This is a genomic window from Enterococcus sp. DIV1059_2 (assembly GCF_051713685.1).
GTDB classification, from domain to species: domain Bacteria; phylum Bacillota; class Bacilli; order Lactobacillales; family Enterococcaceae; genus Enterococcus_D; species Enterococcus_D casseliflavus.
Genome location: NZ_JBIOQK010000001.1, coordinates 1,167,798 through 1,181,697 on the forward strand (window position 1 = coordinate 1,167,798; position 13,900 = coordinate 1,181,697).

Here is a 13,900-nt window from a genome sequence, read left to right on the forward strand (position 1 = left end):
TATTTTTACCTAACATTCATATGATTTTATTCTGATTTTAAAAAACGAATCATTGATTCTAACTTATAATTTTCTTCAATCAAATGATAGCACATATAAAAGGAAAAGGTTTGGCGTAGCTGATTTTGTATAGGTTTTCTTACTTCATTTGTTCTTTGCTTAGATTAGATAAATAACGCCTTCTTTTCAGCAGTAATCGTTTCGAGATTTTTTAACTAGAGTCTTTAATCAATAGCAAAAAAATATTCATTTACAAGTGACGTTCACATCATTGAGAAAATGTAGTAAGTTAGAAAAGGAATGAAAAAATGATTATGGGTTAAAAATACATGGTATGATTTTCTATAAAGTTGGGAGGTGTTAGGATGAAAGATCTGCAGTTAAAGTTTATTGTTGATCCAACAACTATTCGCTGGTTTCGTATATTGAATCTTTTTGAGCGGACACAAAAAGCGACTAAGGGTCAATTAGCTAAACTAAATGAGGTTTCAGAACGGACGATTTTAACTGATATAAATAAGCTAAAGGAGTATTTTTCTGATAGTGCGCAAATTGTTTCAACGAACAATGGGTACCTTTTCGAAAAAAAGAACTCCCTTCGATTTATTGAACAAAAAGAAAAACTATTGCAAAATGAAATTTTGTTTGAATTATTGGGAAACGTTTTCTATGGAGAGCTAGAGGACGTAGCAGAATTAATTGACCGATTTCACATATCAGAAACGTCATTTCGACGCTATTTGAGACAAATTGAGCCGGTTCTTAAAGAATACGGATTAAAACTATCACTCACTCCAATTGATTTAAAAGGCGATGAAGCAAATATCCGAAAGTTTTTCAAAGATTTTTACTATGAAGGGGAAATGACCCCTCATACGTTGGTTCCTCCAAAAGAGATTCATGAATTGATCTATCAAACTTTTTTATCTAAAATCAAGGAAATTACGATTGGTACAGGTACTTCTCCAAATGAATTTTACTATAATTTATATATTGCTATCGAGCGAGTACGTCAGGGAAAGAGGATCAATGTACCAACAAATCTTTACAAGAGTGTTAGGAATAACAAGGATTTTCTTAATTTATTCTTGATTCAGCAAAGAATTCAAAAGATCTATCAAGTGGAATTATGTGCAGATGAGCTCTGTTGGCTATTTTTAGTAACGATTGCCAAACGGCCTTTTGATCAAATAGACCAAGATAAGGTATTCTGTACGCAATTGCAGCGCATTGATTCTTTTGCTCATTTAACTGAAAACTATCTCAAGAATTGCTCGCCTGAGTTGTATACATCAGAACTTTTATGGATCTATCGTGCGTTCTTCCTTTCTAGGTACGTGAATCATCTAATTTCACCAGTTCAAAATAGAATAATGTCAGAAATCATAGAGAAAACAAAACATGAATGCAAAGAATCATACATCAACAATCATCACTTTTTGCGCTCCTTTTTCGCTGAATCAGGAATAACAGAAGACTTTTTGGAAGATATTACGACGAGCTTAACTTTGCTGGGAGAAAGATTGAAAGAACAGTATTTGTACAAAAGCAAGAGAATTGTTTTTTTATTAGAAGGCGATCTGTATGTCTGTCAATTGATAAGATCGCGAGTATATCAATACTTTGGTGATCGTCATCAAATCTTTTTTATTACGATTCCAGCTTTGACGGAAGAATTCTTAAACCAAGAAGATATTGATTTAATTGTGACAAACTACAGTGAATACTTGTCAGAGTATAAGGTGAGCACCAACTGCCTATTATTGAAAACAGTTCCAGATAAACAAGATTGGGAACTCTTATTCAAAACGATCGAACCAAAAATGTTCGAACTTATAAAATAATTAAAATAATAACCCTATTTTTTACCTATTCAGAAGGAAAGAAAGCCTTTTGCATAGGTTTTTTTATACTTAATTTCCCCCTAGGGTGAAAAACATGATTTTTTTATTAAAAAACATCCTTATATACTTTTGTTTAGAACTTCCAAGCTTGTGATAGATTATTCTACCAATTCGGCAGTGTCTGCATGAATAATTATTTTTCATGTTTCAAGAAGTTTACGTTAAAAAGAAAAGGAGTGTTAGGGAAGTGATACGCAAGTTAGGTTACATAATGTTGGTCATTGCAATGACTCTAGGACAGCCGCTCACTGTATTTGCTAATACAGTAAAGGATGGCTCTCAAAACGACAGCTTAGAAAATAATTTGGAAATGACGGATGTTCCTGTTGCTGAAGGGTTTCTAAGTGAATTGGCGGATGGAAATGCAGATCGTTATGAAGAAAGCCAATTGAAAAAAGACGATCAACCGTCGACAGCAACTGAAGAAAACATAAGTACCAATGGATCTGGGGAACATACCGAAACAGACAGTGGTATAGAGGCAGATTCATCTGAAAGCTCTTCATCTGAAAGCTCCACTGAAGCTACATTAGATAGTAGTACAGAAGACAGTCATGAAGAATCAGTAGATAGTAGTGCAGAAGACAGTAGTAAGGAAGACAGTCATGAAGAGTCAGATGAAAATGTGGAAGGCGTATGGGGAACTGTTCCGTGGACGTGGGATGAAGAAACGAAAACAATTGTGTTAGAAGAAGGGGCAGCCGGCACGTCAGCCACAGCACCTTGGAAAACCTACACGAATGTTGTTCAAATTTCTGTTAATGGCAAGGTTATTTTTCCAGAAGACGTTTCATGGTTGTTTGGATCACCGCAAGCGCAAGCGGCAGAACGTCTAACAGATTTGCTGACGATTGAGCATGTAGGAAATATCGATGTGTCAAATGTGACAAACATGGATCGCATGTTTCATGGCGTTACTACACTAAAAAATATTGATGTATCAAATTGGAATGTATCGAATGTGACGGACATGAATGGAATGTTTGGACAAACCAGATCTTTAGCAAGCTTAGATGTGTCAAATTGGGATGTATCAAATGTACAAAATATGGGAGGAATGTTTAATTCAGCAGAGTCTTTAACGAGTTTGGATGTTGCAAGTTGGGACGTATCAAGCGTGACGAATATGCGTAGCATGTTTGGTCTAGCCAGATCCCTATCCGACTTAGACCTTTCAAACTGGGATGTTTCCAGTGTAACTGATATGGGCTTGATGTTTAATGCGGTTAACTCTCTCACAAGCTTGGATCTTTCACGTTGGGATGTTTCGAGTGTAACAAACATGTCGAATATGTTTGGAGTAGCGACTTCATTAGTTACTATTGACGTGTCAAACTGGGACGTGTCGAATGTCACATCGATGCTGAGTATGTTCAGTTCGGCTAGATCTTTAACGAGTCTTGATCTTTCGAGCTGGGATGTAACGAATGTTACAAATACGAATAATATGTTTGACATGACCCAATCGTTACGTGAACTGACCTTAGGTGAGAAATCGATTTTTGCTTCAAACGTAAGATTGCCAAGAATCAACGCAGGTCTACCCTACTCTGGAAGATGGATAGAGCGTATCAATGATGGGGGGGATAACGGTCCAACTCCAGTAATTTATGCTTCATCTGATGAGTTTATGAATCAGTATGATGGCAGTAACCCAGGGACATATGTTTGGGAAAGGTTAATCTCAGCACCAGTGACTATACGGTATGAAGATACTGAAGGAAATGAATTATCCGAACCAGACATATTAAATGGGGAGGTGGGAGAACTTTACACAAGTGAACCCAAAGAGATTCCCGGTTGGTCTGTTATAGAAACACCAGCTAATGCATCAGGTAGATTTACAGAAGAAGAACAGGAAGTCATTTATGTTTATGAGCGATCAGATTCATTAGTCAGAGGAACGTGGGGAACCGTTCCGTGGACATGGGATGAAGAAACTCGAACAGTTGAGTTAGAAGAAGGAACAGCCGGCGCACCACACACATCCCCTTGGCGAACAAGCTATAGAAATGTTGCTCGAATTGTTGTAAATGGTACGGTCGTTTTTCCAGCCAACTCAGCATACATGTTTTCTGGGCATACTTTAGATACACCATTAACAAGTTTGGAGACAATCGAAAATGCAGAGAAAATCGATGTCTCGAATGTAACAAACTTTGGTTACATGTTTCATAGAGCTAGCGCTTTACGTTCCGTAAATGTCTCAAATTGGGATACTTCTAATGGAACAATCATGAACTACATGTTTAATGGAAACAGCAGCTTAACTGAATTGGACGTTTCAAATTGGGATACCTCTAATGTCACAAGTATGTTCTTTATGTTTCAAAATGCGAGTCAATTAACCGAGCTGGATGTCTCCAATTGGAAAACAGGCAATGTCACGAATATAAACAACATGTTTAATGGTGTTAGAAGAGTGACCAAGTTGGATGTCTCAAATTGGGATACCTCTAAAGTAGAAGGGATGCAGGGGGTCTTTCAAAATACTGCTAGCTTAACAGAAATCGATGTCTCGAATTGGGATACCTCTAAAGTAAAACGAACAGATTATATGTTTTACAACAATTTGACCGGTGACTGGGTCAGTAAATTGACTACGATTGATGTCTCAAATTGGGATACTTCTAATATTGAAGATATGTCGTCTATGTTTGGAGGAGCTAGAAACTTAGTTCATTTGGATGTCTCAAATTGGGACACCTCAAGTGTTAGTAGTATGCGTAATTTATTTGAAGTAACACCGAAAATAGAAGAATTAGACTTATCAAATTGGAACACAAGTAATATGGACTCTTCTACTTCTACAAACGCTAATGCTGGAGGTATGTTTAGAGGAATGAACGGCCTCAAAAGATTACATTTAGGAGAGAAGACGACCTTTTTAAATCTTGCTGAAAATCGTCGGCCTACTTTACCGGAGAATGTGATGCCTGCCGACTTGTATACAGGTAATTGGATCTTTGAAAAAGACCTTGAGGGAAATCTTTCAACCGAACATTTAACCCTGACACCAACTAACTTTTTTCATGAATATGACGGAAGCAAGACTGGTACTTATGTGTGGGAAAAAAAGGAAGCACAACCAGTTACAGTTCGATATGAGGATGTCGATGGGAATCCATTGTCAACTGAGACAATTTTAAACGGTACGATAGGCCTTCCTTATGAAACTGAAGCAAAGGAAATACCAGGCTGGTCCTTGACAGAAACACCGAGTAACGCTTTTGGAACATTTACCGCAGAACCGCAAGAAGTGATCTATGTTTACGACCGCTCAGATGCGGAACCGGTGACAGTCAAGTATGAGGATACTGAAGGAAAACAACTTTCGGAGCCAACGATATTAAGAGGGAAAGTCGGGTTGCCATACGAGAGCGAACCAAAAGAAATTCCAGGGTGGTATGTGCCAGAAACACCAAGCAATGCTCATGGAATTTTTAGCGAAGACCCACAGGAAGTGCTCTATGTTTACGATCGATCGGATGCAGCACCTGTAACCGTCAAGTATGAGGATGCCGAAGGAAATCAACTTTCGGAACCAACGATCTTAAGCGGAAAAGTTGGGTTGCCATATGAAAGCGAACCAAAAGAAATTCCAGGCTGGTATGTGCCAGAAACGCCAAGCAATGCTCATGGAATTTTTAGCGAAGAGCCACAGGAAGTGCTCTATGTTTACGATCGATCGGATGCGGCACCAGTGACGGTCAAGTATGAAGATACCGAAGGAAATCAACTTTCGGAACCAACGATCTTAAGCGGGAAAGTTGGCTTACCATACGAGAGCGAACCAAAAGAAATTCCAGGCTGGTATGTACCAGAAACACCAAGCAATGCTCATGGAATTTTCGGAAAAGAAGCGCAAGAAGTGGTCTATGTCTATGACCGTTCCGATGCAGCGCCTGTAACAGTTAAGTATGAGGATACTAAAGGGAATCAGCTCTCGGAGCCAACGATATTAAGCGGAAAAGTTGGCTTACCATACGAAAGCGAACCAAAAGAAATTCCAGGGTGGTATGTGCCAGAAACACCAAGCAATGCTCATGGAATTTTCGGAAAAGAAGCGCAAGAAGTAATCTATATCTATGATCGTTCGGATGCGGCACCAGTGACGGTCAAGTATGAAGATGGCGAAGGAAATAAACTGTCGGAACCAACGATTCTAAGCGGAAAAGTTGGCCTGCCATATGAAAGCGAACCGAAAGATATTCCAGGCTGGTATGTTCCAGAAATGCCAAGCAATGTGTCTGGAACGTTTACTGAAGAAGCGCAAGAAGTAATCTATATCTATGACCGTTCGGATGCAGCCCCCGTAACAGTTAAGTATGAAGATACCGAAGGAAATCAACTTTCGGAGCCAACGATATTAAGCGGAAAAGTTGGCTTGCCATATGAAAGCGAACCGAAAGAAATTCCAGGGTGGTATGTGCCAGAAACACCAAGCAATGCTCATGGAATTTTCGGAAAAGAAGCGCAAGAAGTGGTCTATGTCTATGACCGCTCCGATGCAGCACCTATAACCGTCAAATATGAAGATGGCGAAGGAAATCAATTGTCAGAACCAACGATTTTAAGCGGAAAAGTTGGGTTGCCATACGAAAGCGAACCAAAAGAAATTCCAGGGTGGTATGTGTCAGAAATGCCAAGCAATGCTCATGGAACGTTTTCTGAAGAAGCGCAAGAAGTAATCTATATCTATGACCGTTCAGATGCGGCACCTGTAACAGTCAAATATGAAGACACCGAAGGGAATCAACTGTCGGAACCAACGATCTTAAGTGGAAAAGTCGGTCTGCCATACGAGAGCGAACCGAAAGAAATTCCAGAGTGGTATGTACCAGAAACACCAAGCAATGCCCGTGGAATTTTCGGAAAAGAAGCGCAAGAAGTGGTCTATGTCTATGACCGTTCGGATGCGGCACCTGTAACAGTCAAGTATGAGGATACCGAAGGGAATCAGCTCTCGGAGCCAACGATATTAAGTGGGAAAGTTGGCTTACCATACGAAAGCGAACCAAAAGAAATTCCAGGGTGGTATGTGCCAGAAATGCCAAGCAATGCTCGTGGAATTTTTAGCGAAGATCCACAGGAAGTGATCTATGTTTACGACCGCTCGAATGCGGCACCTGTAACAGTTAAGTATGAGGATGCCGAAGGGAATCAGCTTTCGGAACCAACGATTCTAAGCGGAAAAGTTGGTCTGCCATATGAAAGCAAACCGAAAGAAATTCTAGGCTGGTATGTTCCAGAAATGCCAAGCAATGTGTCTGGAACGTTTACTGAAGAAGCGCAAGAAGTAATCTATATCTATGACCGTTCAGATGCGGCACCTGTAACAGTCAAATATGAAGACACCGAAGGAAATCAACTATCTGAACCAACGATTCTAAGCGGAAAAGTCGGTCTGCCATACGAGAGTAAGCCAAAAGAAATTTCTGGTTGGACCGTGAAGGAAATACCAGATAACGCATCTGGAACGTTTACGAATGACGTGCAAGAAGTGATTTATGTCTATCATAAAGAAGAAAATAACGGTGGGCAAAATACACCTGAAAAAGAGAATCCAGAAAATGAGAAGGAAGATTCTAACGATCCAAAACTTCCCAATACTGGGGAAGCGATGGTTGGACAACGAATCATGATCATTGTTGGATCGCTACTACTGTTATTTGCCATTTTCATTATCTTTGACAAGAAGAAAAAAACAAGATAATTAGTTTTTAGAATAGTCAATATAAAAAGAAAGCAGCAAAGCCCGTGGAGGTTTTGCTGCTTTCTCAAATCTAAAAAAACTTCAGAAAAATCATTCACTAAATGAAGAGGATCACGGTTTACTTTTATAGTAGATGGTAATAATCAGTAAAAAGTGGAAAGGAGTTCAATTGAATTGATGTTTTCGACGAAAAAAGAATATAACGAATATTTTCTAGAAGAGATTAGATCTCTGCCAAGAGAGAAAGACATGCTGGAAGACTACTTAAAAAAACAACTGGAACGGTTAAATCAATTGATAGATGAAATTTCGAAAGAAACGTTTTGGAAGGTTTTTCCTAAAATTCTTGGGATTGATGCGAAACTGAGTCTATTAGCTGATTTATCAAAGTATGAGGATTTTTCAGAAGCCGACATTATAAGAATTATTGAAAGTGATTATCAAAATTATTTTAAAGAATTGTGTGGGTACGATCTTAGTATGCAAACGAAGTATTCAATGGTATTTAATGTCTGCTGAAAAATAGTAACTTATCGGAAAAAGCATCGGGGTTAAGATGGACCGTGGGTAGAGGTGATTTAAAGTAAAGTTAAAGTACGATTTCTACTAATGAAAAAACCAGTTAAGCGCAGCTTAGCTGGTTTTTTTATTATATGCTGCTTGCTATAAAAATGATCAGAATCGAATAACGGTTAAATATCTAAGCCAGGACGTCTTTTTTTGAATTTCCTTTCCAGCCGAAGGGGCAAAGTCGATCCAAGCGATAGTCGCTTTTTGGAAATGTATGTTTGAACATTAGTTACTAAAAAATCATTCTCCCTTCAGATGAAAGGTCTTCCCACGCATCTTTTTCATAAAACTCTGATTTCACTCCACCATTAAAAGGATCTTCAATTTTAGGAACAAGAATGATCGTCCCATCCTCTGCGTAGACAACAATATATTCTTGGTTTTCAGGAGGATTTTTTCCGTTATCAGAAGGAAGCGTAACGACGATGGAATTGCCTTGTAGACTTGATTTAGTAATAAGCATAATATCACCTCTTAGAGATAGTATACCTTGCAATACTATGGAAGGAGAAGACAACAGTGAGATTTAATGTATTTTGAACACATCAAAAGTTCAAAACGCACTTTACATAAGATAGATAAGAAACCGCAATGAAATATTGTTTGAAAAGATGGATGAACATCTCAGAAAAATAGATGTTAGATTTTAAGCAGAATTACGAAGTTTTTTAGATGGATCATTTATGGCACACCAATGATCAGGGTATTAAAGCAACGAAAAAGTGAAGCTTCATTCCAAAACCGCCCATCCCAACAATTTTCACGCAAAACCTGCGCTTTTCTTTCTGTTATTGTTATAATAAAAGAAAACGCAAAGGTGGGAAATCATGACAACGATCAAGGACATTGCTGAAAAGGCGGGAGTAGCGAAAAGTACGGTTTCCCGCTATCTGAACAATGGCTATATCAGTGAAGAAAAGCGCAAAAAAATTGATCAGATCATTGCTGAAACTGGCTATCGCCCCAATACATTTGCTCGTTCGCTGAAAGCCCAAGACACGAAATTGCTGGGCGTGATCATTCCTCGACTGAATTCACCATCGACAAATGATGTGTTGAAAGGGATCGATACGACGGCACGGGAAAACGGCTATCAAATGCTAATCACCAACTCTGATCAAAGCGATGAACGGGAATTAGAAAATATCGAAATGCTGGTCAAACAAAAAGTAGCAGGGATGATCCTGTTTGCGCGCAAAATCACGCCGCAGCTACAAGCGGTGCTGGCAGAGGTTCCTATGCCGGTTTTATTGTTAGGCCAACAGTTAGCTGGCATTCATTCCATCGTCCATGAAGATTATCAAGCTGGCAAAACCATGGCAGAATATGCAGTCAGCGCTGGCCACCGACGTTATTTATTTGTTGGAGTCAGCGAAAATGATTATGCGGTAGGTGTCTTGCGGAAAAAAGGATTTCTTGATGTCTTGGCACAAACGCCTAACGTCAAAGTCGACTTTATCGAAACCTCCTTTTCAAGAAGAGAAACGTACCAAAAAGCCCTTGTGTTCTTGAAAGATCAAACGGCAACGTACATCGCCTGTGCTACCGACAATATTGCTGTTGCTGTATTGAAAGCCGCCCATGAACTAGGGTATCAAGTGCCGCAAGACTTTTCCTTGAACGGATTTGGCGGCTATGATTCGACGGATTATGTCTATCCGACCATCACAACGACCCAATATCCCTATGTCCAATTAGGCATCGATGCCGTCTTAACGATCCAAAAACTGACGCAAGGGGAAGAGGTTCCTGAGGTGATCGAATTACCGAATCGATTAGTGGTCAAACAGTCGACTGCCAAGCTTGACAAGCAGGAGAAATAAAGCAAACATTTTTAGAGAGAACAGGACGTCCAGTTGCGGCGTTCTGTTTTTTTATTTTCTTTGCTTGCAATTGCAAACGGTTTCTGTTAATCTACAAATGTAGAACCGGTTCCACAAATGGACCGACGATCAAAGGAGTGGGAAAAATGAAGGAACAAAAAACGATCGACCAAGTGTTAGAAGCTGTTGGCGGCAAAGAAAATGTCAAAAACTTTGAACACTGTGCCACACGTTTGCGCTTGATTTTGAAAGACGATCAGTTAGTAGATAAAGACAAAGCGGAAGCAGTTGAGGGCAGCAAGGGCTATTTTTTCAACACGGGACAGCATCAGTTCATTTTTGGAACAGGAAAAGTCAATGAAGTTTATCAAGCCTTCGCAGCAGAAATGGGCAATGACGCTTCCGCTGATAAAGCTGGCTTCAAAGATGATGTGTATTCGAATCTGTCGCCCGTCCAAAAAGTTGTCCGCACGTTGTCAGATGTCTTGGTGCCATTGATTCCAGCTTTGGTAACGACGGGGCTTTTGATGGGGATTCGGGGATTATTGACCGAGTTGGGGGTCACTTATAGTGCTGACTGGTTAGCTATGTTTGAAATGTTAACGGATACAGCGTTTGCCTTTTTACCTGTTTTGATCGCCTATAGTGCGACGAAAAAATTCGGCGGTAATCCGATCATTGGGATCGTGGTAGGATTGATGATGGTGGCACCGCAATTGCCGAACGCTTGGGCAGTTGCCAGCGGGGATGCAGAGCCATTGCACTTATTCGGTTTATCGATCTCTGGGTATCAAGGGTCGATTTTTCCAGCAATTATTGTCGGGATCTTAGTTTCTAAGCTAGAAAAATGGTTCCGTAAATTTGTTCCGCAAATGATGGACTTGATCGTGACACCATTCTTAACGATTGTCATTACTTTAGGTTTGATTTTGTTTGCGTTAGGACCAATCTTGCAAGTAGCTGAAAGAGCAGTCATCAACAGTATCGTCTACTTGGTGCAAGCACCATTGGGCATCGGTTATATCATTTACGGAGGGGTTCAGCAAGTGATCGTAATCACTGGATTGCACCATTCGTTAAGTATTATTGAGTTAGGGTTATTGAATACGACAGGCGAAAACGTCCTACAAGTCTTAGGTACAGCAAGTATGGCGGGACAATTTGGGGCTGCGATCGCTGCGGCATTTATTTATAAAAACAAAGTCAAACGCTCAAATGCCATCAGTGCGGCGGTTCCAACCTTATTTGGGATCACGGAACCTTTACTATTTGGGGTCAACTTACGCTCGATGCGCATTTTTGGCGCAGGCATGCTGGGAGGCGCAGTCGGCGGGTTTGCGACGTATGTCTTCCAATTAGCTGCCACTGGGATGGGCATCACTTTTATACCAGGACTGTTGTTGTATACTGGAGATTTCGGTGCCATGCTGAAATACGTTGTCGTGATTTTGATTGCCTTTGGTGTCGGTTTTGCTGGTGTCCAATTGCAGCGCAAACCGCTAGCCAAAGAGTTGAACCAATAAATAATCCCTTGCTGTTCATCGCAAGAGAAAAGAGGTACCACATTGTTAACGAAGGAATACTGGGCACAGCTTGCCCAAACCCAAAACGATTTAGCAGAAAAAATCAGTGCTGATGCGTGGCGCTTGAACTATCATTTGATGCCAGAAACAGGATGGATGAACGACCCGAATGGTCTTTGCCAATTCAAAGGCGTGGTTCATTTTTACCATCAATATGTACCGCAAACGCCCCATGGCGGGGAACCACCCCACTGGGGACACAAAACGTCGACGGATTATGTCACGTTTCAAGAAGAAGCGCTGTTTCTTTCTCCCGAACACGACTATGACAAAGACGGGGTCTACTCGGGTTCTGCCTTTATCGAGAATGACGCGATCCATTTCTTCTATACTGGGAATGTCAAACATCCTGGTGATCATGACTATACCTTTAGTGGACGAGAACAAAACACGGTCCATGTAATCAGCAAAGACGGCTATACCGTCGAAAAGCAAGAAGTCGTGATTCCTCATGAGGACTACCCTGAAGGATTTACCGATCATATTCGTGACCCAAAGGTTTTTGCCCACGAAGATAACTACTATATGCTGCTAGGCGCGCGTACGTTGGAAAACGAAGGCAAAATTTTGATTTATGAATCGACGGATTTAAATGAATGGACCTATCGAGGAATCTTTTTCGGTGAGGACTATGCTCTAGGCTACATGTGGGAATGCCCAGACTACTTCCATTTAGATGGTAAAGATGTGTTGGTCTTCTCACCGCAAGGCTTGGCAGCCAAAGAACATGCCTACCAAAATATTCATCAATCAGGGTATCTGATTGGTGAGGTGGATTGGGAAAACCTGACGTTTAAAGAAACTTCTGCGTTTCGTGAACTTGATTATGGGTTTGACTTCTATGCCCCGCAAACCTTTGAAGATGAGCAGAAACGTCGGATCTTGTGGGGCTGGATGGGGCTAGGGGATACCAGTCCTGAATACAGCAATCCTACGATCCCTCGCGGCTGGCAGCATGCCGCAACGCTGCCAAGACAGCTTTCGGTCAAAAATGACCAGTTGTATCAAGAACCTTTGCCAGAATTCCAAAAATTGCGAGACAAGCAAGTCAGCCAAAAAATTGTGCTTTCAGAGAAACCGCAGCACTTGTCTTTCGATGAATTGGCATATGAGTTGCAAGTTACGGCGGAAGTCCCAGTGCAGCAGTTTCAGCTTGGACTTTTGCAAGATACGACTTTGGCTTATGAAGCTGGTGTCTTCACGATCCATCATGGCGTTTCTGGCTACGGTCGTAAACAGCGCAGTGTCAAGGTCGATGAACTGACGCAGCTGCAGATTTTTGTCGATACGTCTTCGATTGAGATCTTCCTAAATGGTGGGCAATATTGTTTGACCTCTCGCGTGTATCCCAAACAGACCGAGGCGATCGCTCTCAGCGGAACCGGCACGGTTTGTGTCAATGCTTGGGCATTGGCGAAAAAATAAAGCAACGATCCGAAAACGACAGCAAACAGTTGGTTTTTCTTGTTGCACCCCCAAGAGTCAGCTTTTTCTCTGGTTTTAGGGGGGCATCATACCAACTATTTTGCTGTCGTTATTCGCTTGTTACTGCTTTTGTTGGTTTTGGATAAAGGTCTGCAGCGCAGGTGCATCGATTCGATAGCCGTCTGCAGTTTTTGTGACTAGTTTTTGCGTTTTGAAATCTTTTAAGGTATACGTCAAATGGCGATAGCTCACGCCTAAGTATTCTGCGGTCTCCGTTAATTTTTCTTGAAAAAGATCATCGATCGAAGCTTCCAACAGTAGATGGGCAAGGCGCCAAGCTAAGGGATAGGTTTGATTGACGGAAAAATGATCCATACGCAGCAGCAATTTTTCACCGATAGTTTTGCCTAGTGTTTGTACGAAAGCCAGGTCTTGCATAAGCCCGTGAGCTGCTGCTTGCATCGGAATGCCCAGACATGTTGTTTCACCGATCGCAACCACGGTTTTCGGTACTGTTTCGGCGCCAATCAACGTGAGATCGCCAATGCAATCACCAGGATGGAGAAACTGCAGCAAGGCACGTTTGCCGTTTTCTTGCGTTTGAATGATCTTGGCTTTGCCAGTCAATAGGACGAAAAAGACCGACATCGGCACCGTTTCTTTTTGGATCGCTTCTCGATGATCAAAGGTCCAGAGGGCACTTTGTTGTAAAATCTCCTCAGGAATCGGCAAGGGGCAGCTTTCTTTGATTGGTACCTGCTTTATTGCCAACGCATAAGCGGTTTTTTTCACTTTTTTCCTCCGAACTAGGAGAAATCTCCTATTTGTTTTTAGTCAGTATAGCACATACTTAGAAAAGCAAAAAAGAAAGTGTGGGAG

The 13,900-nt window shown here is 41.0% G+C and carries 8 protein-coding genes; 6 read left to right on the top strand and 2 right to left on the bottom strand.

The window, feature by feature from the left end:
• Nucleotides 1-365 precede the first annotated feature (365 nt).
• The 3 genes from IGI72_RS05500 to IGI72_RS05510 all read left to right on the top strand — a co-directional run bounded on the left by IGI72_RS05500 (nt 366) and on the right by IGI72_RS05510 (nt 8,139).
• Complete coding sequence (locus IGI72_RS05500; RefSeq protein ID WP_413152759.1) at nt 366-1,844, top strand: helix-turn-helix domain-containing protein; 1,479 nt, start codon at nt 366-368, stop codon at nt 1,842-1,844.
• Between the two features lie 247 nt (nt 1,845-2,091).
• Nucleotides 2,092-7,620 carry a MucBP domain-containing protein gene (locus tag IGI72_RS05505; RefSeq protein WP_438753387.1) on the top strand — a complete coding sequence of 1,843 codons (5,529 nt, stop codon included), beginning with the start codon at nt 2,092-2,094 and terminating at the stop codon, nt 7,618-7,620.
• Between the two features lie 177 nt (nt 7,621-7,797).
• Nucleotides 7,798-8,139 (top strand): DUF7006 family protein, encoded by a 342-nt coding sequence (locus IGI72_RS05510; RefSeq protein ID WP_413134665.1) that lies wholly within the window; start codon nt 7,798-7,800, stop codon nt 8,137-8,139.
• Nucleotides 8,140-8,422: 283 nt separating this feature from the next.
• Here IGI72_RS05510 and mazE read toward each other — a convergent pair whose 3' ends face one another.
• On the bottom strand, nt 8,423-8,653 hold the full coding sequence (gene mazE, locus IGI72_RS05515) for a type II toxin-antitoxin system PemI/MazE family antitoxin (RefSeq protein WP_413152761.1): 231 nt from the start codon (nt 8,651-8,653) through the stop codon (nt 8,423-8,425).
• 364 nt (nt 8,654-9,017) lie between these two features.
• Here mazE and IGI72_RS05520 point away from each other — a divergent pair, with 364 nt between their 5' ends.
• From IGI72_RS05520 to IGI72_RS05530, 3 genes are all read left to right on the top strand, one after another.
• Nucleotides 9,018-10,013: a LacI family DNA-binding transcriptional regulator gene (locus IGI72_RS05520; protein ID WP_086294834.1), complete on the top strand. Its 996-nt coding sequence runs from the start codon at nt 9,018-9,020 to the stop codon at nt 10,011-10,013.
• Between the two features lie 146 nt (nt 10,014-10,159).
• On the top strand, nt 10,160-11,536 hold the full coding sequence (locus IGI72_RS05525) for a PTS transporter subunit EIIC (protein ID WP_015509272.1): 1,377 nt from the start codon (nt 10,160-10,162) through the stop codon (nt 11,534-11,536).
• Nucleotides 11,537-11,578: 42 nt separating this feature from the next.
• Entirely contained in the window at nt 11,579-13,021 is a 1,443-nt protein-coding gene (locus tag IGI72_RS05530) for a glycoside hydrolase family 32 protein (RefSeq protein ID WP_015509273.1), read from the top strand.
• 120 nt (nt 13,022-13,141) lie between these two features.
• Here the strand turns inward: IGI72_RS05530 and IGI72_RS05535 are convergent, their stop codons facing one another.
• Entirely contained in the window at nt 13,142-13,813 is a 672-nt protein-coding gene (locus IGI72_RS05535; protein WP_005225467.1) for a cyclic nucleotide-binding domain-containing protein, read from the bottom strand.
• Between the last annotated feature and the right edge of the window lie 87 nt (nt 13,814-13,900).